Here is a 20,384-nt window from a genome sequence, read left to right on the forward strand (position 1 = left end):
TGGGATGTCGGAGACCGCTCCTGTGTAGGGTCGCGGTGTTCGTCGCGGCCTCGGCAGAACGGAGAGAGCGGACTGCCGTTCAGCCGGTGTCTCGCATTCGATCAGCTCTCCGCGACCGCATCGCCCCAGGCATGGAAGATTTCCGTCGCGCCGCTGTTCGCGTCGCCCTGGCGCAGCACGACGCTGGGGCAGGCGAACTTCATCGGCATGGTCTGCACCGGCGCCGGCACGGTCTCGAACTTCGCCGTCAGCGCGTCCATCACCTCCGCCGGCAGCCGGGTGTCGGCGCCGACCACGTCGCCTTCGCTGGCATCGATGCGCGGCTGGTGGATCGCGGCATCGAGGTCCATGCCGTAGTCCATCACGAAGGACAGCATCTGCGCCACCGCGGGCAGGATGCGGCGGCCGCCGGAGGCGCCCAATGCGAGGCGGCGGCCGTCGGCGGCCTGCGCCACCACCGGCGTGTAGTTGGTGAGGCAGCGCTTGCCGGGGGCCAGCGAATTCGTTGTGCCGGGCGTCGGGTCGAACCACATGATGCCGTTGTTCATCATGATGCCGCTCTGCGGCGCCTGGAATTTCGAGCCGAAGCCGGACAGCAGGGTCTGCGTCACCGCCGCCATGTTGCCGTCGCGATCGACCACCGAATAGTGCGTGGTGCAGGCCGGTGCCAGATATTCGGCGCCGATCGCGCGCTTGCCCGCCGCGTCGCCCATGTCGTTGAGCCGCTCGCGATAGGCGGCCTGCACCGCCTCGGCATAGGCGATGAAGGCGCCGGCATCCGGCGCCTTGCCCGAAGCCGTTACGCTCGCCTGCATCAGCCGCAGCGCGTGAGCCAGCGTCGGGCCGGCGGTGAGCTCCGGCGTCGCGAACACCGCGCCGCCGCGATAGGGAATGCGCAGCGGCTCTCGGACATGCGCCTCGAACGCGGCGAGGTCATCCACCGAAAGCGCGCCACCGGCGGCCTGGATGTCGCGGGTCAGCGAGCGGGCGATGTCGCCGCGGTAGAAGTCGCGCGCGCCGGCGCTGGCAAGATGGGCCAGCGTCGCCTTCAACTGCTCCTGCGGCAGCCGCGTCACCGCCTTGGCGCCCCATTGCGGATTCGGCGGCAGGCCATCCTTCAGATAGGCCGCGGCGCTGCCGGGATAGCGGCGCAGGTCGGCGGCGCAGCTCGAGATCATCACGGTGGTCCACCAGTCCACCAGCAGGCCCTCGGCGGCGAGCTTCACGCTCGGCGTGACCAGATCCGCCCATGGCAGCCGCGCGTAACGGCGATGCGCCGCCTCCATGCCGGCCACGACGCCGGGCACCGCGATCGCGCCGGGGCCGTGCAGATTGCGGTCGTCCTTGACGCGGGGCCATGGGAAGATGTCGGCCGCGACGCTGCCGTCATTGGCCAGCGGATAGTCGGCGACATCGAGGCTGTCGGGCGCGCGCATGCCGTAGTCGATCACTTCGACATGGTTGTCCCTGGCGCGGTACAGCACCATCGCGCCGCCGCCGCCGAGGCCGCTCATCCACGGCTCGAGCACGCCGAGCGCAAAGCCGGTCGCGACCACGGCATCGACGCAGTCGCCGCCCGCGGCCAGCACCTCGGCGCCGATCTCGGCGGCGCGCCGCGACTGTGCCGCGACGATGCCGCCCTTGCTGCTCACCGCCGGCTTGCGGATCTGCTGACGATTGGAAAACTGATACGGCATGGCACTCCCCACGATCCCGCCTGATGGTCCGGCGAATTGACACCGGCCGGCGTCGGCGCGCAATCGGCGACAGCGGGACGCTCCCCAGCCCGGATCGAATGACGGGGCCTCGCGTTGAGGAGATGTTTACCAATGGGTACTATGGTCTTCGGCAGACCAGATCGATCTCGATCAGCGCGTCATAGGCCAAGCCGGTGACGCCGACGCAGGTGCGGGCCGGCAGCCGGTCCGGCGGGAAGAATGAACGGTAGGTTTCATTCATCGCCGCGTAATCCCGCTTGAACTCGGTCAGGTAAATCCGAGACATCACAATATGTTCGAGGCCGAGGTTGAGACCTTGGAGGATGTACTTCAAGTTCTGCATCACCGCCTTCGTCTGATCCACGATCCCCTCCGGCAGCACGCCCGGCGCCTCCGGCGAGTCCGGCATCTGGCCGGTGACGAACACGAAGCCGTCGGTCTCGACGGCGTGGCTGAAGGGGGCCACCGGCCTGGTCGCGCCGGAGATCATGTGGAACTGCATAGGGATGCTCCTTTGTTGTTGGGCTTCGTGGTAGCGACAGCAATGGTCGTCATTGCGAGGAGCGAAGCGACGAAGCAATCCAGGGCAGCGCGTGACGCCCTGGATTGCTTCGCTCGCTCGCAATGACGGAGATCTGGGATGGAGTTGGGGGGCAATGAACGTCAGCGTTCATCCTCGAACAGCCGCTTGCTCAGGATCGCGTGGACGCCCCAATTGCCGTCGACGACCTGGGTCACGCCGAAATCCACCGCGGCGGACATCAGCGCGACCGCCTCGTCCTCGCTCAGGCCTTTGACGTGCATCAGGAAGCGCCGCATCTTGCGGAACGCGTCCTTCATCGCGAGGTCGAGCGAGGAGGTCGCGTAGACCTCGCTCTGGCCCTGCGCACCGAACTCAGCGAGATAGTTCGGATGGCTGAAGCCGGTCAGCACCCAGTCGGTCGCGGTTTCGATCAGCGGGTAGGAGAGATCGGCGAACGGCTGCCCCGCGAGCTGCGCCTTCTTGTGCAGGATCACCTGGAACGTGCCGGTCATCGAGCATTCGATCGCGGTGCCGCCGAGCTCGCCGTCGCCCTGGGTGGCGTGGGGGTCGCCGACCGACAGCAGTGCGCCGGGCACCGCGACCGGCAGATACACCGTCGATCCCCTGCCGAGCCGCCAATTGTCGAGATTGCCGCCGAAATAGGAGGGCGGGATCGAATCGACGAAATCGGCCTCGCGCGGCGCCACCGCGATGACGCCGAAATGCGGCCGCAAGGGAATGCGGATGTTGTCGAGCACGCCGTGGCGGCGCTTGATGCTGTCGGGGGCGACCGGCACGCCGGGATAGTCGTAGGTGGCGTGCAGGATCCCGCTGGGATCGGTCTGCGGCTCCCAGCGGTAGGAATACAGCGCGCGGGCATGCGGCTCGGGCGCATCGGCGAAGATCTCGTAGATCGTCACCGCCTCGCGCGGCGCCGGCGCGGCGATCAGCTCGTTGTAGTGATAGCCCCACCACGCCGCGACGCTGGAGCCGAACACGCGGCCTGCATGTTTCGGGTTGCGGCTTGGCCGCGGCACGATGTCGAGGATGCGCACCTCGAGCACGTCGCCGGGCTGTGCGTCCTTGATCGCCACCGGACCAGTGCAGATGTGCACGCCGAAGCCTTCGCCGGCGCCGCGGCCGAACACACTGGCGTCCATCGGGCCGGCGCCGCGGCGGTCGACGTTCTTCTTCGCCTTGGTCCAGCCGAACACGCTGAGCGCAGCCGCGTCGCCTGCGATCATCAGCTCCGGATCATCCGAGGCATGCTGGGTCAGCGTCTCCACCGTGATCGTGTCGCCGGACGCGATTTCGATCTGCGGCGGCAGCGAGCGGCTGAAATAGCCCCAATGCACGCGCTCGGCCGACACCGCCAGATGATGGTGATGCCGCTGCGCGTCCTGGTCGTTGGCCGGCGCGGGCAGGGCGACATCGCTCCTGGCCGACGCCGGCCTCTCGCAGGCGCGCTGCTGCGCCAGCGCGTCCTGCGGCCATCCGCGCTGGCCGCGCGGGGCCGCCACCGTCACCGCCTGCTCGGCCTTCTGCTGCCGGAACTCGCGCGGCGACAGGCCGAAGCGGGCGCGGAAGCTGCGGCTGAAATGCGCTGAATCGGCGAAGCCGTAGCGATAGGCGATCTCCGAGATCGAATGGTTGGCTTCGGCCGGATTGGACAGGTCGGTCCAGGCCCGCTGCAGCCGGCGTTCTTTGACGTAGTGGCTGAAATTGTCGCCGGCACTCTCGAACAGCTTTTGCAGATAGCGCTCGGAAATGCCTTCGGCCTGGGCCACCCGCGCCGGCGTCAGCTCGGCATCGTCGAGCCGCCGCTCGATGGTCTGGCAGAGCCGGTGCAGGATCGCGGCCTGCGTCGCGCTGCTGCCGGCCTCCGCTGCCGGCGCGGCTTGTTGATGGGCAAGTGTCAGCAGCAGATCGACCATGCTCTGCGCGACCGTGCTCCATTCGGCATCGCTCAGAGTGTCGAGCGCGCGTGCGGTGGCCTCGATGGTGCGGCAGACCACGTCGGCCAGGCCACTCGGTGCGATCACCTGCGGTTGGGCCCATTTCAGCTTGCCGCTGATGCGGCCATGCAGGGCGTCCGACGTCACCGATAGCACGATCGCGCGCAGATCGCGCTGGAACGCGATGTTCCAGTCGCCGGCGCGCGGCAACAGCATCAGATGTCCCGCGGGGACGATGCGATGGCCGTCGCCGCTGCGGAGCACGGCACCGTCCTCGATTGCGAGCAGAGCGATCGGCAGGTCCTCATGAGCCTGCGGAACCGCAGTGACCGCCTGCGCACCCGCCGACAGCCGCGAGAGAGCGATCCCCGGCGCGTGGCGATGCGAGGCGGTGGCATGACCATCATAAAATGGCGTCTTCGCCGCGGGCTGCAGCCCGACCGCATTCAGCACGTCGCGCCACGCCTCCGGACGCTCGCCCTCGGCATAGGATTCGCTGGTGAACGGACGAAAACTCATGGCACGCCCCGGGTCGGGGAATTCTAAGCAACCCCCGTGCCAGATGAGCTTCATGACCTGCCGTGTATCGGTGTTGTTCAGTTCGCTATTCCTCCACTCATTTGGATCGGTGCTCGTGCCACAGGCGCGATCGGTTCCCCTCCCCCTTGTGGGGAGGGGTTAGGGGAGGGGGCCCACAACGGCGGTCTCGCCCCGGGGCACCCCTCTCCCCAACCCTCCCCACAAGGGGCCCACAAGGGGGGAGGGAGCGCACCATCCGCGGGGCGGGAGCTGGCTATACGTTTCGCAAAATCACTCACACCGGAACACGTTCTTCCGGATCGTGCCATGCACGCCCCAATTGGCGTCGACCACCTGGGTGACGCCGAAGTCGGCGCCGACCGACATCAGCGAGATCGCCTCGTCCTCGCTGAGGTGGTGCACCGTCATCAGGAAGCGGCGGAGCTTGCGGAAGGCGTCGCGCATGGCGCGGTCGAGACTGGAGTGGTTGGCGATCTCGGTCTGCGCATTGGCGCCGAGCTCGGCGAGATAGTTCGGATAGGTGAAGCCGTAGACCGACCACGCCTGGTCGGTCTCCAGCAGCGGATGCGTCAGGCCCTCGAGCTGCGTGCCGCCGAGGTCGCTCTTCTTGTGCAGGATGAACTCGAAGTCGCCGGTGAGCGAGGTCTCGATCGCGGTGCCGCCGAGTTCGCTGTCGCCCTGCGCGGCATGGGGATCGCCGACCGAGAAATAGGCGCCGGGTACGGCGACCGGATAGTACATCCGCGCGCCCTTGCCGATACGCCAGTCGTCGATGTTGCCGCCGGTGTAGCTCGGGGGGATCGATGAGACATAGTCGGCCTCCGATGGCGCGAGCCCCATCGTGCCGAAATGCAGCCGCGCCGGCACCTTCACATTGGGCAGGATGTTCTCGCGCTTCTTGATCGTGGCGTGGTCGACCGGCACGCCGGGGTAATCGATGGTCGGGTGCACGATGCCGTCGGGATCGGTCTGCGGCGTCCAGACGTAGTTGTAGACCGCCTTGGCGAACGGCTCGCCCGCGGTGTCCAGCTCGAAGATGGTGATGACCTCGCGCGGCTTCGGCTCCTCGATCAGGTCGTGATAGTGGAAGCCCCAATTGGCGGCGGCGTTGGAGCCGAAGCACTTGCCGGCATGGCAGCCGCATCGGCTCGGCCGCGGCCTTATGTCGAGGATGCGCACCTCCAGCACGTCGCCGGGCTCGGCGCCTTCGACCGCCACCGGTCCGGTCAGCAGATGCACGCCGATGCCTTCACCGGAGCCGCGGATGAACGGGCCCTCGGTCGGACCGGAGCCGCGCCGCGCCACGGCCTTGTGCTCTTTCGTCCACTTGAACACGCTTTCCGCGCCGGGATCGTCCTTGATCATGCGCTCATAGTCGTCATTGGCGTGATGCGTCAGCGTCTCGATCGTGGCGCGCTCGCCGGAGCGCAGGGTGAGCGCGGGCGTCACCACCTTGGAGAAATAGCCCCAATGGACGGTCTTGTTGGACACCGGCAGCAGATGGTGTTTCATGCGAGGGCCTCTTTGCTCAGAGATCGAGATTGTCGTGCGGTGAATTCGAGGGCGGGCCTCATGGTTCTCAAGGCGATGCCGGAGGCATCGTCCGGAGACGGCGCTGCGCGCCTCCTCACCATGAGGGTCGGAAGCGAGGCCACCTCACCCACGGACCTCATCTTGAGGAGGCCGCTGCAGGCGGGCGTCTCGAAGGATGGCCGCACGCAAGCGCTCGCTCCTAACGTGAAGGATGAACTCATGCCACCGCGTCCTTCGGCCGCTCGGCCTCCATCACCGAGAGGAAGCGCGCGGTCAGCGGATGGCGCGGGTTGGTCAGCACCTCGTGTGCGGGGCCTTCCTCGAGGATGACGCCGCCATTGAGGAAGGCGACGCGGTCGGCGACCTCGTCGGCGAAGCGGATCTGGTGCGTCGAGATGATCATCGTGAGGCCGTCGTCGATGGCGAGACGGCGGATCACCTCCAGCACCTCGTTGACCAGCTCCGGATCGAGCGCGGAGGTCGGCTCGTCCAGCAGCAGCACGCTCGGATTCGGCGCCAGCGCGCGGGCGATCGCGACGCGCTGCTGCTGGCCGCCGGAGAGATGCCGCGGCAGCGCATCGGCGCGATGCGACAGGCCGACACGGTCGAGCAGTTCAAGGGCGCGACGCTCCGCTTCGAAGCGGCCGAGCCCATGCACCCAGCGCAAGGGACCGGCGATATTCTCCTTGGCCGTGAGATGCGCGAACAGATTGAACTGCTGGAACACCATGCCGACGCCGACATTGGCGCGCTCGTTGGCGATGGCGCGCGGCGACAGCTTGCGTCCCCGGTCGTCGAAACCGAGCTTGCGGCCGCCGACGCGGATGTCGCCGGCGTCCCAGTTCTCCAGATGATTGATGCAGCGGAGCAGGGTGCTCTTGCCGGAGCCGGACGGCCCGAGCAGCGCGATCACCTCGCCGATGCGTACGGTGAGATCGAGGCCGTCCAGCACCTTGTTGCCGTCATAGGCCTTGCGCAGATCCGTGACCTCGACGGCGACGTTGTTGCGGGCGATCGTTGCGGCACGCCGGGCCCGGTCTTCGATCGACAAGGCGAGCGGCGGCGTCTCCTTCAGCTCGGCGGGCTCGGGCGGCGCGGCCTCGATGGCCGGGGCTGTCTTCTCCGCGAGCTCCAGCTTCGTCGCGACGTCGGCGCGGCGCCGAGGTAACAATAGCGCAAGGTAGTCCGCCAGCTTGCGCTGCTTCGCCGTGCGGTCGAGATCGAGCAGCCATTCGAGCGCAAGCTGGATGACGCTGATCGCGCCGGTCAGCACGAGATAGATGAGACCCGAGGCGAAGAAGATCGAGAAGAAGTCGAAGGTGGAGGACGCGAGCTGCGTCGAGCGCAGGGTAAGCTCCTGCACGGCGATGACGGAGGCGAGCGAGGAGTTCTTCAGCGCGCTCACCGCCTCGTTGCCGAACGCGGGAATCATGGTGCGGATCGCCTGCGGCGCGATGATCCGGCGCATCAGGACGCCGGGTGTCATGCCCAGCGCCTGGCCGGCCAGGAGCTGGCCGCGATCGACGCCGAGCACGCCGGAGCGCAGCATCTCGGCGATGAACGGCGCCTCGTTGCAGGCGAGCGCGAGGCCCGCCGCCAGCACCGCCGGCAACTTGATGCCGATATGCGGCAGCGCGTCGTAGGCGAACACCATCTGCAGGATCAGCGGCGTGCCGCGGAAGATCACGGTGTAGCCGCGCGCGATCGCCGCCAGCGGCCAGAACCGGCTGAGCTGCATCGCCGCGAGCACGAGGCCGAGAATGAGACCGCCGACCAGGCCGAGCGCGGTGACCTGCAGGGTCAGCTCGATGCCCTGCAGCAGATACGGCATGCTGAGATAATGCAGGAAGAGGGACATGAGGGGGGCGGCCTGGCTACGTAGGGTGGGCAAAGGCGCGACGCGCCGTGCCCACCGCGGTGGTTCGAGAGAAGGAAGAAAGGAAGAAAGAAGGTGGGCACGCTGCGCTTTGCCCACCCTACGAAGTCTGCGTGCGTTGTTGCGCGGTATCGGAACTCAGATGGTCAGCAGTCGCGAAGCTCAGCGTTTGATCGAAATTCAGCAGCCGCTTGCTGCTTGAAGCTGTCGCTGTGAGGCAAGGTGTCACCGCTGCGGTGCTGCGCTCCCTCCCCCCTTGTGGGGGAGGGTTGGGGAGGGGGGTACCCAGGAAAGACTGTCCCGTGTCGACCCCCACCCCCGACCCCTCCCCGCAAGGGGGAGGGGAGCGCACCGTCTCCGCGGCAGCAGCTTCGCTTTCGAAGCCGCGCCTGTTAGTCCGCCGTCAGGATGTCCGGCTCCTTGAAGTTGGCAGGATCGAGCTGCCACTTCTTCAGGAGTTCCTGGTGGATGCCTTCCTTCTGCACCTCGATCAGGGCGGCGAGCACGGCATCGCGGAACTTCGGCTTGTCCTTGGGCACGGCGATGCCGACCGAATAGGGGATGGTGACGGCGATCGCCTTCTCGAGCTTGTCCGGATAGGCCTTCACCGCCTGGTCGACCGTGTTGACGTCGTTGACATAGGTATCGGCGCGGCCGGCGAGGATGGCCTGGATGCAGTTGGCGTTGTTGTCATAGAGCTGGATCGTCGGCTCGGGCTTGCCGGCTTCCTTGCATTTCGGCGCGAGATCCTGGATCAGCGGCACCTCGACGTAGCCGGTGTTCTCGGCCGCGGCCGCGCCGCACATCGACATGTTGATGCCGTTGATGCCCTTCGGATTGCCCTTGGCGACCAGCACGCCGTCGAACACCTTGGAGTAGGTGATGAAGTCGGCGGCCTTGGCGCGCTCCTTGGTGGCGTAGATGTCGGAGATCACGATGTCGGCCTGGCCGCTCGCCAGCGTCGTCAGAAGCGCTGCGAAGGTCACCGGCTTGTAGGTCAGCTTGAAGCCGAGGCAGTCGCCGATGGCCTCGCCCAGATCGATGTCGAAGCCGACATATTTGCTCGGATCCTTCGGGTCGATCGACTCGTAGCCCGGCGTGTGCGGGTTGATGGCATTGACCAGCGTCTTGCCCTTCCAGTCCGGATATTTCTCCTTCAACGCCGCGCAGCCCGCGGGCGTCGCCGCTTGAGCGTCGATCGGCGCGAGAAGTCCCGCCGCGATGATGGCGCCGAGCGCGGCAAGCCACGCGCGCCGCGCCCCAGTGAATAGCCTCGTCTGCATGTTGCCAGCTCCTTCGAACGATGATGTCGCGCTGGTCCGGCGGTGCATTGGTGCCGTCGCCCCGGTCCAAGCTCGGGGCGAAGCTTAGGTGCGCGCCCGCGCGGCTGACTTGTCCGTGGACGCACAAAATATTGGATCGTGCCGGTGCAAGAATTGAGCACGCATTGCCCAAAACCGCGCCGCTGCGACGGACCGTCGCGCAGGCCGTGCCCGCGATCGGAAATCCAGAAATCAGCAAGGCCCCCGCGCCGGCGACGGGACATGCGCGCACGGCGCTAGCGCCAAGATGGAAGCGGCACCGCGTCACGCGTCAGGATCGCAGCATCGTGTCGCCCATGCGTATGTGCATTGCGATAACCCGTGTCACAGGCTTGGCGGCGGCGAGGCCGCCGACTACGATGCGCCGCATAAGTTGCTGATCTGTTTGTTGAGGTGTCTGCAATGCTGTTCCGTTTTACGGGACAACCATCACTCGGCCCATTCGCAGTGCGGACACTGATCGTCGTCGCCTATGCCATCATCTTCGCGCCTGTGATCATGATCGTGATGACGAGCTTCTTCGCGCAGGAGATCGTGAGCTTTCCGCCGCCGGCGCTGTCGCTCAAATGGTACGCCAACGCGCTGAGCAAGCCCGAATTCCTGCGCGGCCTGGTGACGAGCTTCCAGGTCGCGCTGCTCGCCACCGCGATCGGCGTGCCCTTGGGCACGGCGGCGGCGCTCGCCATCGTGCGCGGCGAGTTCCGCGGCCGCCAGGCGCTGAGCTCGTTCCTGCTGGCGCCGCTCGCGGTGCCCGGCGTGGTCGCCGGCTCCGGCCTCTACATGCTCTACGTGCTGGCGGAGGACCTGCTCGACCGCGACATCAAGGCGACCACCGAAGGCCTGGTCGCCGCGCATACGCTGCTGGCGATTCCCTGGACGGTGCGGCTGGTCGTCGCTAGCCTGCAGGGACTCGACCGTGCCGCCGAGGAGGCCGCCGCCAATCTCGGCGCCAGCCCGTTCAAGGTGTTCCGCCGCATCACCCTGCCGATGATGCGCTCCGGCATCGTGGCGGCTGCGATGTTCTCCTTCATCCAGAGTTTCGAGAATCTCGATCTGTCGATGCTGCTGGTCGGGCCCGGACGGATCACACTTCCCGTTGCCATGCTGAACTATCTCGAATTCCGCATCGATCCGACGCTCGCTGCCGTCGCCACCGTGCAGATCGCGCTGGTCGGGCTGCTGATGGTGATCACCGACCGCTTCGTCAAATTGTCGCGGGTGGTGTGATGGCGCAGCTCACATTGGAGAAGCTGACCAAGCGATTCGGCACGTCGATCGGCGTGGAAGGGCTCGATCTCGCCGTCAATGAGGGCGAACTGGTCGCGCTGCTCGGCCCGTCCGGCTGCGGCAAGACCACGACCTTGCGCATGGTCGCCGGCTTCCTGCCGCCGACCAGTGGCCGCGTGCTGTTCGACCGCGAGGACGTCACGCATCTGCCGGCCTACAAGCGCGCCACCGGCATGGTGTTCCAGTCCTATGCGCTGTTTCCGCACATGAGCGCGGCCGACAATGTCGGCTTCGGCCTGGAGATGCGCGGCCTCGGTACGGCCGAACGCAAGACGAAAATTGCGGAGGCGCTGAAGCTGGTGCGGCTGTCGCATCTCGCCGACCGGCTGCCGCGGCAATTGTCCGGCGGACAGCAGCAGCGCGTGGCGCTGGCGCGCGCGCTGGTGATCAATCCGCGCATCTTCCTGCTCGACGAGCCCCTGTCGAATCTCGATGCCAAGCTGCGCGCCGAGGTGCGGCTCGAGATCCGCGCGCTGCAGCAGCGGCTCGGCCTGACGACGCTGATGGTGACGCATGACCGCGAGGAGGCGCTGACCATGGCCGACCGCCTCGTGGTGATGGAGGGCGGCCGCGTGCGCCAGATCGGCACGCCGCAGGAGCTCTACGACTCGCCGAAGGATGCGTTCGTGGCGGACTTCGTCGGCCGCTGCAACATCGTGGCGGGCCGGCGTGCGAATGAGCGCCAGTTCCGCACCAGCGGCGGCCTGCTGCTGCCGGTCGATGTCAGCAGCGGCGAGCGCGACGATGCCGACGCCTTCGCGCTGCGTCCGGAACGGATTGTCATCGCGCCCGGCGAGTCCGGCGAGGTGCGCGGCCGCCTGCAGGCGATCACCTATATGGGCGCGCAGACCGAATATGTGGTGGCGCTCGGCGACGAGACGCTGGTCGCGATCAGCCCGACGCCCGACGCCGGCGAGCCGCTGGCGGCGCTCAGGCCCGATGATCCGGTGTCGCTGCAATGGGACCGCAAGGTCCCGCGTCTCGTGCCTCAGACATCTTTGTAACGCAATCCCATCCACAGCGAGAGGTTCTGCCATGATTTCGCGACGTCATTTTCTCTCCGCCAGCGCCGGCATGGCCGCGCTGGCCTCCGGCATGCCGACCGCCCGCGCCGAAGGCGGACAGGTCGTGGTCGGCACCTGGGGCGGCGACTACGGCCAGTTGCTCTCTGACATCATCGACAAGCCGATCATGACGCCGAAGGGCTTCGAGATCGTGCAGGACGTCGCCAACGCCGATCCGCGCAAGACCAAGCTGCTGGCCGAGCGGCAGAGCCGGCGCGGCTCGATGGACGTCGCCTGCCTGTCCGACAACGACGCCTACATCGTGTCGCAGTCCGACGTGTTCGAGAAGGTCGATGCCGCCCAGGTGAAGCGGCTCGACAAGGTGTTCCCGGAGCTTCGAAGCGAGATCGCGATTCCGCATATCTATTCGGCGCAGGTGATCCTCTACAACACCAACCAGGTGAAGACGCCGCCGCAATCCTTCGCCGATCTCTGGGATCCGAAGTGGCGCGGCAAGATCGGTCTCGCCGACATCCTCTATCCCAACAACACGCTGGCGGCGGCGCTGGCCGGCGGCGGCGGAGTCAGCAATCTCGATCCGGCCGAGAAGAAGCTGATGGAATGGCGCTCGCTCGACGTAAAGATCTATCCGTCGAACGAGGCGCTGGCGGCGGCGCTGAAGTCGGAAGAGGTATGGCTGACCACGATGTGGCTCGCCCGTGGCTTCATGTGGAAGAAGTCCGGCATTCCGCTCGCCCATGTCGTGCCGAAGGAGGGCACGCCGGCCATCGTGTTCCAGGCCTCGGTGCCGAAGAACGCCAAGAACAAGGCCGGCGGCTTCGCCTATCTCGACGCGATGCTGGATGCCAAGGCGCAGGGCGGCTTCGCGGACAAGATGGGCTACGTCCCGACCGTCACCGACGCGCCGCTGCCGGAGGATCTCGCCAAGCAGGTCAGCCTCACCGAGGCCGAGCGCGCGCGGCTGCTGAAGCCGGACTACGCCTATGCCGCCGGGCGCTCGCAGCGCACGCTCGACTTCTGGAACAAGGAGTTCAAGGCGTAGGCCTTGGATGATGCGCTCCCTGCGGCCTCGCCGCAGGAGCCGCGGCTGAACAGCCGACACTTTCGCAATCGGAGCTCGCGCGATGGCGCTGCTGGTCGTTCCTGCCTGTCTGCTGGTCCTGGCGCTGCTGGTCGGGCCGATGATCCTGATGTTCCGGATATCGCTCAACCAGTTCAGCCCGACCCAGTTGATGATGCAGGCGCTGTCGCCGGACAACTACATCAAGGCCGCGACCGATCCATATTATCAGCAGATCATCCTCGCGACGCTCGGCATCGCACTGCTGTGCACTCTGCTCACGCTGATTCTCGCCTTCCCGGCGGCCTATTGGCTCGGCCGCATGGAGAGCCGCTGGAAGAGCCTGGTCGTGATCGCGACCCTGTTCCCGCTGCTGGTCGGCAACGTCGTGCGCTCGGCGGGCTGGATGGCGCTGTTCGCACGCGACGGCCTCGTCAACACCAGCCTGCTGAAGCTCGGCCTGATCTCGACGCCGCTGGAGATCATGTACACGACCAAGGCGGTGATCATCGGCATCATCGCGGTGGTGCTGCCCTACATGATCCTGACGCTGTCGGCGGTGATCGAGAGCATTCCGCGCGATCTCGAATATGCCGCCGCCAATCTCGGCGCCTCCGGCGCGCGGGTGTTCTGGCGGGTCATCCTGCCGCTGTCCGGCCCCGGCGTCGCCGCCGGCTCGATTCTGGTGTTCGTTTTGTGCATGAACACCTATGCAACGGCGGTGCTTCTCGGCGGCCCGCGATTCAAGATGATGGCGCCTGCGGTGTACGACCAGTTCGTGCGCGGCAACAACTGGCCGATGGGCGCCGCACTCGCCTTCATGCTGCTGGCGGTGACCATGGCGTTCACGGTGTTCGGCAGCGTGGCATTCGCGCGGCGGTACAGGACGGGATAGGCGTGGAATGTGTGGCGCGAGAACTTCATCGCGCGCGCGGTGTAACCTCGCCCCGCTTGCGGGGAGAGGTCGGATGGCATCGTCAGATGCCCCATCTGGGTGAGGGGGTACAGGTCTCACCACAAACACCACCCGTGCGTCTGCCGCTCACCCCAACCCTCTCCCCGTAAGAACGGGGAGAGGGAACGCACTGTGCGCTTGGTTTACTAATTGGATCAAAGGAATTGTTGCTATGACCGACCAAGCCACGCTCCCCGGCGATGAGCTCGCCTTCATCAGGAACAAGGGCGCCGCGCCGATCGTGCCGAAGGCAACGAGCCGCGATCGCGGCATCGGGCCGTTCAAGCGGCTGGCGCTGCGCAGCGCCACCGTGATCGACGGCACCGGCGCGCCGCCGATCGGGCCGGTCGACATCATCGTCGAGAACGGCCGGATCGTCAGCATCAAGAAGGTCGTGGGCTACGGCTATGCCGGCAACGCCGGCGAGCCGGCCGATCACGAGATCGACTGCCGCGGCAAATGGGTGACGCCGGGCTTCGTCGACTGCCACGCCCATGCCGGCGTCGCCTATCATTCCGCCAACGGCTGGGTGCCGCCGGTCGACTACGTCTACAAGCTCTGGCTGGCGCACGGTGTCACCACGGTGCGCGAGATGGGCTCGATGAACGGCCTGTCCTGGATGCTCGACCAGAAGCAGCGCGCGGAGAACAACGGCATCGCCTCGCCGCGGCTGCTGGCCTATGCGTACTTTCCGGCCGTCAACGACATGGTCAAGACGATCTATACGCCGGAGCAGGGGCGGAGCTGGCTGCGTGCCGTCAAGGAGCGCGGCGCCGACGGCATCAAGTTCTTCGGCGCGCCGCCTGCGATCATGGAAGCCGCGCTCGACGAGTGCAAAAAGATCGGCCTTCGCACCGGCTGCCACCACGCCCAGATGGCGGTGTCGCGCATGAACGCGCTGACCACGGCCAAATGGGGCCTCACCAGCGCCGAGCATTATTACGGCCTGCCGGAGGCGCTGTTCGAGGATCGCGTCATCCAGAACTTCCCGCTCGACTACAACTACACCGACGAATATTTCCGCTTCTCGGTGTCCGGACAGATGTTCCGGCAGGGCGCCGAGCCCGGCTCGGCCAAGTGGAACGAGGTGCTGGAGCAGTTCCTGGAGATCGGCTTCACCTTCGTGCCGACGTTCACGATCTACGACGCCAACCGCGACCTGATGCGGGCGCGCCAGGCGTATTGGCACAAGGACTATACCTGGAAGTCGATGTGGGACTACTTCACCCCGCAGCGCGGTGGCCACGGCTCCTATTGGTATCGCTGGTCGACCCAGAACGAGATCGAGTGGAAGGAGAACTACCGGCTCTGGATGGCGTTCATCAACGAGTACAAGAACCGCGGCGGCCGCGTCTGCACCGGCTCGGATTCCGGCTTCATCTACCAGATCTTCGGCTTCGGCTATGTCCGCGAGCTGGAGCTGCTGCAGGAGGCGGGCTTCCATCCGCTGGAGGTGATCCGCTCGGCGACCTCGCAGGGCGCCGCGCTGTGCGGCCTCGAGGACGAGATCGGCACCATCGACATCGGCATGCGCGCCGACATGCTGGTGCACGACCACAATCCGCTGACCGACTTCAAGCTGCTCTACGGCACCGGTGCGATGCGCTTCAACGATGCGACCAACGCGGTCGAGTGGCATCGCGGCCTCAAATTCACGATCAAGGACGGCATTATCTACGACACCGAAGAGTTGCTCGCCGACGTCCGCGATCTGGTGAAGGCGAGCTGGGAAAGCGACGTGCCGGAGAAGTACGCCACCAAGGACGCCGCGGCGCCATGAGCGCCTCTAGCATCGACTTCTTCGTCCTGACCGGCTTCCTCGGCTCCGGCAAGACGTCGCTGCTGCGCGACGTGCTCACCGCGGAGACGGCGTCGGATACGGCCGTGATCGTCAACGAGGCGGGCGAGGTCGGGCTCGACGGCGTGCTGCTGCGCGAGAGCGGCGATGACGTGCCGATGGCGATGCTGTCGAACGGCTGCGTCTGCTGCCAGGTCGGCAGCGATCTCGCCTTCACCCTCGATCGCCTGATCATGGCGCCGCGGCCGGACGGGTTGCCGCCGTTGCGGCGGATCATCCTGGAAACCTCGGGCCTGTCGATGCCCGGCCCCGTGCTGCGTCAGCTCGCGACATTGGCCGAGCACCGCATGCGCGTCGCCGTCGTCGCGACCTATGATCTCACGCGCGGGCTGGCCGTCGCGACATTCGAGGAAGCCGCCGCGCAATGGGCGGCGGCGCATCGCATCGTCGCGACCAAGGCCGATCTCGCGCCGCAGGCGCTGGCCGGAGCGCAGGCGGCGATCGCGCAGCTCAATCCCGTGGCCGAGGCGATTGCCAGCGCGAAGCGCGTGGCCATCGTCACGGCGGCATTCGCGCCGCTGGCAACATCGCTGCCGCTGCGCGAGGTCGCGCCCGATCTGTCCACCGCGCATCCGCGCCTCGCGCTCTGCCTCGTCCGCCCGCGGGCTGAGATTGCCTATGCCGACCTCGCCGGCTGGCTCGACAATGTCGCGGGCCGGCTCGGCGAGCGGCTGCTGCGCATCAAGGGCCTCGTGAAGGTTCACGAGGCGCAGCGGCCGCTGCTGGTGGAAAGCGTCGGGACGGTGTTCTCGCCGCCGCGGCAATTGACGGCCGAGAAACCGCCGGCGCCGTTCATCGTCGTGATCGCGCGCGACATCGTCCGAGTTGAGCTCGAACAGGTCGAGCCAATAGGCATGTTCAGCTTCTCTTGGCGCGAGCCCGAGATCAGGGACGCGCCGCGTGGCATTCGCGCCGAGTGGGTGACATAACGGTTCGAACACGCGCGGCGAGATATTGACTCTCATGGTGAGGAGCGCCGCGCGCGGCGCTTCTCGAACCATGAGGCCTCGACCGTCGCGTGCTCAGCTTCCCCCGATCGTGCTCAAACTGCGCGACGGATAGCGCAAGGCGACATCGAACGGGTTGAGCTTGCCGGCCAGCGCCTTCGCCTCGCCTTGCAGGATCTTCACGACATGCGGCAGCCGGTCGGCGTTCAGCCGTTCCGCCAGCGTGCCGACACTGAGCGCCGCGACGGCGCGGCCCTGCGCGTCGAGCACGGGCACGCCGACGCCGGCCATGCCGGGAATGAGACCGGTGCTGGTGTTGACCCATCCTTGGGCGCGGGCCTGTGCCAGCGCGCTGCGCAGCGAGGCCTCGTCCAGGAAACCGCGATCGAGCAGGCGCGGGATGTTGAAGCGGATCACCGCCTCCTGCTCGTCCTCGGGCAGGTTGGCGAGAATCGCGAGGCTGCCCTGGCCCAGCCCGAGCGGCACCTTGCCGCCGATGTCGCCGGTGAAGGAGCGGATCGGAAACGGTCCTTCGACGCGGTCGAGGCAGACCGCGTCGAAGCCGTTGCGCACCAGCAGGAAGATCGTGTCGCTCAAGGTTGCCGACAGCCGCAGCAGCGCCGGCCGCGCCGCCTCGCGTAGGCCGCTGGCCTGGCCCGCGCGTGCGGCGAGCACGTAGAAGTCGAGCGCCAGGCGATAGCGCTTGCCGGCCGCCTGTTCGGCGAAACCTTCGGCGGCGAGATCCTGCAGCATGCGATGCGCGGTCGGCTGGCTGCAGCCCGCGGCCTCCGCGATGTCCTTCAGCCGCAACCCGTCGGGGTCGCCCTCGGCGAGGATGCGCAGCAGCTTCAGGGCCCGGCGAAGGCTGGAGGACGAATCGCTGTCGGCTGTCGTCATCTGTAGTGATGAATGTTGGAGGCAAATCTGTCGTATAGATTTCATATATTAGAATTCCAGATAGATAAATTCAGGATATCGGAATTCATGATTGACCGTCTGCATGGCCCACCGGCATGAAAGAGCCCCAGGGCGGCAATCCCTGCTGATGGCAAAGGGAGCTTCCCGCGCGAGGACGCATGGGTTTCCTGACGCTGGACGGTCTCACCAGGCGCTACGGCGATATCGCTGCGGTCAGCGATGTCAGCCTCAGCGTCGCCAAGGGCGAGTTCATCTCGCTGCTCGGCCCCTCCGGCTGCGGCAAGACCACGACGCTCCAGATGATCGCCGGCCTGGTCGAGCCGACCTCGGGCCGGATCACGCTCGACGGTCGCGACATCACCAATGAGAAGCCCGACCGCCGCGGCCTCGGCATCGTGTTCCAGAGCTACGCGCTGTTTCCGCACATGACGGTGGCGCAGAACGTCTCTTTCGGATTGGAGATGCGCAAGGTCGCCAGGGCCGAGCGCGACGTGCGCGTGAGCCAGGTGCTGGCGCTGGTGCAGCTCGCATCGCTGGCCGACCGCTATCCGCGCCAGCTCTCCGGCGGCCAGCGTCAGCGCGTCGCGGTGGCGCGCGCGCTCGTCATCGATCCGCCGGTGCTGCTGCTCGACGAGCCCTTGTCGAACCTCGACGCCAAGCTGCGCGAGGAGATGCAGTTCGAGCTGCGCGGCATCCAGCAGCGCGTGGGCACCACCACGATCATGGTGACCCATGACCAAGGCGAGGCGCTGTCGATGAGCGATCGCGTCGTGGTGATGGAGCAGGGCCGCATCATGCAGGTCGATGCGCCCTATCGATTGTACGAACATCCCGCGACACCCTTCATCTCCTCGTTCGTAGGCAAGATGAACCGGCTGTCCGGCATCTGGCGCAACGGCGGCGTCGAGATCGGCGGGCGCGTGCTGCCGTGCGAGGCCGCAGGCCTCGCGGACGGCGCAGCCGCCGTGCTGGCGATCCGGCCGGAGAAGATCAGTCTCACCTCGCCTGGCGCCGGCGTGCTCGATGGCCGCATCCGGGCGCGCTTCTTCCTTGGCAGCGCCTGGTTCTTCACCGTGGAGACGCTCGCCGGAGTGATCGGCGTCTCCCTGCCCAATGCGGGCGAGGAGCCGGCGCGCGAGGGCGATCAGGTCGGCCTCGCCTGGAGCAGCGCCGGTGCGCGCGCGTCGAAGCCGGACGGAGCGCCACCGGCATGAGCACGCGCGCCCATGCGACACCATGGCTGCTGACGGCGCCGGGCGCGCTGCTGTTCACCGCATTGGTGGTCGTGCCGCTGGCGCTCACACTGGCGCTGTCGTTCCACGTCTATGACGCCGCGACCGGCGTCAAGGACGAGACCACGTTGGCGCACTACCTCGCCATCCTCTCCGACAGCTACTTCATCACCATCTTCTGGCGCACGCTGCGGCTCGCCGCACTCACGACCTTGATCTGCGCGCTGATCGGTGCGCCCGAGGCCTACATCCTGGCGCGCATGCGCGAGCCCTGGCGCTCGGTGTTTCTGCTTGCGATCATCGGCCCGCTGCTGGTCTCGGTCGTGGTGCGCGCCTTCGGCTGGAGCATGCTGCTCGGCCCCACCGGCCTGGTGAACGAGGCGTTCCGCGCGCTCGGGCTCGGCACCGTCAGGATCCTCTATACCGAGACGGCGATCGTCATCGCGCTGGTGCATGTGATGCTGCCGTTCATGGTCATCCCGGTCTGGACCTCGCTGCAGAAGCTCGATCCGATGGTCGAGGCCGCGGCCTGGACGCTCGGTGCCTCGCGCTTCACGGCGCTGCGCCGCGTGGTGCTGCCGCAGGTGACGATGGGGCTGCTGTCCGGCAGCCTGGTCGTGTTCGGCCTCTCTGCGTCCGCCTTCGCGATCCCCGCGCTGCTCGGCGGCCGCCGGCTGAAGATGGCGGCCACGCTGGTCTATGACGAATACATGCACGAGCTGAACTGGCCGCTCGGCGCGGCCATCGCGATTCTGGTGCTGGTCATCAACCTCGTCATCATGCTGGCCTATCAGCGCGTCGTCGAGACGCGCGCCCGGCGGACATTGGGGTGAGCGGCATGCGCCACAATGGTCCGATCGTGCTGATCTTCCACGCCTGCGTCGTCGGCTTCGTGCTGGCGCCGCTGATCGTGATTGGCCTCGTCGCGTTCACGCCGGCCAACACCTTGACCCTGCCGACGACGCAGGTCTCGCTGCGCTGGTTCGCGGCCGTGTTCGCGCATCCGGATTTCGTCGCCTCCTTCCTCAACAGCCTGTGGGTGGCGGCGACAGCCGCGACGATCGCGGTCGTGCTCGCGGTCGCCGCCGGCCTCGCCCTCGATCGCTACGATTTCCGCGGCCGGGCGGCGCTCAACGCGTTGTTCCTGTCGCCCTTGATGATCCCGCATCTCGTGCTTGGCGTCGCGCTGCTGCGGCTGTTCGCGCTGCTCGGCGCCACCGGCAGCCTGGTCTGGCTGACGGCCGGCCACATCGTCGTGGTCACGCCCTATGTGCTCCGGCTGGTGCTGGCGGCGCTGTCCGGGCTCGACCGCAGCGCCGAGCAGGCGGCGGTCACGCTCGGCGCCTCCGGCTGGATCGTGTTCCGCAGGATCACCGTGCCGATGATCCTGCCCGGCATCACCGGCGGCTGGCTGCTCGCCTTCATCAACTCCTTCGACGAGCTCACGATGTCGATCTTCATCACCTCGCCCGCCACCGTCACCCTGCCGGTGCGCATGTACATGTACGCGACCGAATCGATCGATCCGATGATGGCCGCGGTGTCGGCGCTGATGATCGCGGTGACGGCGGCGGCGATGCTGCTGCTCGACCGCATCTTCGGCCTCGACAAGGTCCTCGTCGGACAAGGCTGACA

General features: G+C 67.0%; 16 protein-coding genes. 9 read left to right on the plus strand and 7 right to left on the minus strand.

Annotated features, from left to right (window positions below; all coding sequences use genetic code 11):
* Positions 1-101: 101 nt before the first annotated feature.
* The 6 genes from ACQR1F_RS00995 to ACQR1F_RS01020 form a co-directional block, all read right to left on the minus strand.
* The gene (locus tag ACQR1F_RS00995; protein WP_315801982.1) at positions 102-1,697 is read right to left on the minus strand and encodes a gamma-glutamyltransferase family protein; all 1,596 of its coding nucleotides are present in this window, start codon (positions 1,695-1,697) and stop codon (positions 102-104) included.
* A 139-nt stretch (positions 1,698-1,836) separates the two neighbouring features.
* Complete coding sequence (locus ACQR1F_RS01000; protein ID WP_315801983.1) at positions 1,837-2,220, minus strand: RidA family protein; 384 nt, start codon at positions 2,218-2,220, stop codon at positions 1,837-1,839.
* Between the two features lie 161 nt (positions 2,221-2,381).
* Entirely contained in the window at positions 2,382-4,715 is a 2,334-nt protein-coding gene (locus ACQR1F_RS01005) for an acetamidase/formamidase family protein (RefSeq protein WP_434912390.1), read from the minus strand.
* A gap of 291 nt (positions 4,716-5,006) precedes the next feature.
* On the minus strand, positions 5,007-6,248 hold the full coding sequence (locus tag ACQR1F_RS01010; RefSeq protein ID WP_315801984.1) for an acetamidase/formamidase family protein: 1,242 nt from the start codon (positions 6,246-6,248) through the stop codon (positions 5,007-5,009).
* Between the two features lie 238 nt (positions 6,249-6,486).
* On the minus strand, positions 6,487-8,127 hold the full coding sequence (locus tag ACQR1F_RS01015) for an amino acid ABC transporter permease/ATP-binding protein (protein ID WP_434912391.1): 1,641 nt from the start codon (positions 8,125-8,127) through the stop codon (positions 6,487-6,489).
* Between the two features lie 410 nt (positions 8,128-8,537).
* Positions 8,538-9,428 (minus strand): ABC transporter substrate-binding protein, encoded by an 891-nt coding sequence (locus ACQR1F_RS01020; protein WP_315801986.1) that lies wholly within the window; start codon positions 9,426-9,428, stop codon positions 8,538-8,540.
* Positions 9,429-9,869: 441 nt separating this feature from the next.
* Between ACQR1F_RS01020 and ACQR1F_RS01025 the strand changes: the two genes are divergently transcribed.
* From ACQR1F_RS01025 to ACQR1F_RS01050, 6 genes are all read left to right on the plus strand, one after another.
* Complete coding sequence (locus tag ACQR1F_RS01025; RefSeq protein ID WP_434889492.1) at positions 9,870-10,694, plus strand: ABC transporter permease; 825 nt, start codon at positions 9,870-9,872, stop codon at positions 10,692-10,694.
* On the plus strand, positions 10,694-11,758 hold the full coding sequence (locus tag ACQR1F_RS01030) for an ABC transporter ATP-binding protein (RefSeq protein WP_434845700.1): 1,065 nt from the start codon (positions 10,694-10,696) through the stop codon (positions 11,756-11,758). The genes ACQR1F_RS01025 and ACQR1F_RS01030 overlap by 1 nt, the downstream gene beginning before the upstream one ends.
* A 31-nt stretch (positions 11,759-11,789) precedes the next feature.
* Entirely contained in the window at positions 11,790-12,821 is a 1,032-nt protein-coding gene (locus ACQR1F_RS01035; RefSeq protein ID WP_315801989.1) for an ABC transporter substrate-binding protein, read from the plus strand.
* Between the two features lie 82 nt (positions 12,822-12,903).
* The gene (locus ACQR1F_RS01040; protein ID WP_315801990.1) at positions 12,904-13,734 is read left to right on the plus strand and encodes an ABC transporter permease; all 831 of its coding nucleotides are present in this window, start codon (positions 12,904-12,906) and stop codon (positions 13,732-13,734) included.
* A 232-nt stretch (positions 13,735-13,966) separates the two neighbouring features.
* Positions 13,967-15,574: an amidohydrolase family protein gene (locus ACQR1F_RS01045; RefSeq protein WP_434912392.1), complete on the plus strand. Its 1,608-nt coding sequence runs from the start codon at positions 13,967-13,969 to the stop codon at positions 15,572-15,574.
* Positions 15,571-16,581 carry a CobW family GTP-binding protein gene (locus tag ACQR1F_RS01050; protein ID WP_434912393.1) on the plus strand — a complete coding sequence of 337 codons (1,011 nt, stop codon included), beginning with the start codon at positions 15,571-15,573 and terminating at the stop codon, positions 16,579-16,581. The genes ACQR1F_RS01045 and ACQR1F_RS01050 overlap by 4 nt, the downstream gene beginning before the upstream one ends.
* 93 nt (positions 16,582-16,674) lie before the next feature.
* Here ACQR1F_RS01050 and ACQR1F_RS01055 read toward each other — a convergent pair whose 3' ends face one another.
* The gene (locus ACQR1F_RS01055) at positions 16,675-17,496 is read right to left on the minus strand and encodes an IclR family transcriptional regulator (protein WP_434899640.1); all 822 of its coding nucleotides are present in this window, start codon (positions 17,494-17,496) and stop codon (positions 16,675-16,677) included.
* Between the two features lie 179 nt (positions 17,497-17,675).
* Here ACQR1F_RS01055 and ACQR1F_RS01060 point away from each other — a divergent pair, with 179 nt between their 5' ends.
* Genes ACQR1F_RS01060 through ACQR1F_RS01070 form a run of 3 tightly spaced genes read left to right on the plus strand, consistent with a single transcriptional unit; the run spans position 17,676 to position 20,382 of the window.
* Complete coding sequence (locus ACQR1F_RS01060) at positions 17,676-18,731, plus strand: ABC transporter ATP-binding protein (protein WP_434912394.1); 1,056 nt, start codon at positions 17,676-17,678, stop codon at positions 18,729-18,731.
* Positions 18,728-19,582, plus strand: a complete 855-nt coding sequence (locus ACQR1F_RS01065; RefSeq protein WP_434889487.1) for an ABC transporter permease — start codon at positions 18,728-18,730, stop codon at positions 19,580-19,582. Before ACQR1F_RS01060 ends, ACQR1F_RS01065 begins: the two co-directional genes overlap by 4 nt.
* A gap of 5 nt (positions 19,583-19,587) precedes the next feature.
* A complete protein-coding gene (locus tag ACQR1F_RS01070; protein WP_434912395.1) occupies positions 19,588-20,382 on the plus strand; it encodes an ABC transporter permease in 795 nt (264 codons plus the stop codon).
* Positions 20,383-20,384: the final 2 nt, after the last annotated feature.

This window comes from Bradyrhizobium sp. HKCCYLS3013 (assembly GCF_051167615.1).
In the GTDB taxonomy this organism is placed as follows: Bacteria; Pseudomonadota; Alphaproteobacteria; order Rhizobiales; family Xanthobacteraceae; genus Bradyrhizobium.

Coding starts and splice junctions, on each gene's coding strand:
- ACQR1F_RS00995 (WP_315801982.1), bottom strand. CDS start 1,697: ATGCCGTATCAGTTTTCCAATCGTCAGCAGATCCGCAAGCCGGCGGTG.
- ACQR1F_RS01000 (WP_315801983.1), bottom strand. CDS start 2,220: ATGCAGTTCCACATGATCTCCGGCGCGACCAGGCCGGTGGCCCCCTTC.
- ACQR1F_RS01005 (WP_434912390.1), bottom strand. CDS start 4,715: ATGAGTTTTCGTCCGTTCACCAGCGAATCCTATGCCGAGGGCGAGCGT.
- ACQR1F_RS01010 (WP_315801984.1), bottom strand. CDS start 6,248: ATGAAACACCATCTGCTGCCGGTGTCCAACAAGACCGTCCATTGGGGC.
- ACQR1F_RS01015 (WP_434912391.1), bottom strand. CDS start 8,127: ATGTCCCTCTTCCTGCATTATCTCAGCATGCCGTATCTGCTGCAGGGC.
- ACQR1F_RS01020 (WP_315801986.1), bottom strand. CDS start 9,428: ATGCAGACGAGGCTATTCACTGGGGCGCGGCGCGCGTGGCTTGCCGCG.
- ACQR1F_RS01025 (WP_434889492.1), top strand. CDS start 9,870: ATGCTGTTCCGTTTTACGGGACAACCATCACTCGGCCCATTCGCAGTG.
- ACQR1F_RS01030 (WP_434845700.1), top strand. CDS start 10,694: ATGGCGCAGCTCACATTGGAGAAGCTGACCAAGCGATTCGGCACGTCG.
- ACQR1F_RS01035 (WP_315801989.1), top strand. CDS start 11,790: ATGATTTCGCGACGTCATTTTCTCTCCGCCAGCGCCGGCATGGCCGCG.
- ACQR1F_RS01040 (WP_315801990.1), top strand. CDS start 12,904: ATGGCGCTGCTGGTCGTTCCTGCCTGTCTGCTGGTCCTGGCGCTGCTG.
- ACQR1F_RS01045 (WP_434912392.1), top strand. CDS start 13,967: ATGACCGACCAAGCCACGCTCCCCGGCGATGAGCTCGCCTTCATCAGG.
- ACQR1F_RS01050 (WP_434912393.1), top strand. CDS start 15,571: ATGAGCGCCTCTAGCATCGACTTCTTCGTCCTGACCGGCTTCCTCGGC.
- ACQR1F_RS01055 (WP_434899640.1), bottom strand. CDS start 17,496: ATGACGACAGCCGACAGCGATTCGTCCTCCAGCCTTCGCCGGGCCCTG.
- ACQR1F_RS01060 (WP_434912394.1), top strand. CDS start 17,676: ATGGGTTTCCTGACGCTGGACGGTCTCACCAGGCGCTACGGCGATATC.
- ACQR1F_RS01065 (WP_434889487.1), top strand. CDS start 18,728: ATGAGCACGCGCGCCCATGCGACACCATGGCTGCTGACGGCGCCGGGC.
- ACQR1F_RS01070 (WP_434912395.1), top strand. CDS start 19,588: ATGCGCCACAATGGTCCGATCGTGCTGATCTTCCACGCCTGCGTCGTC.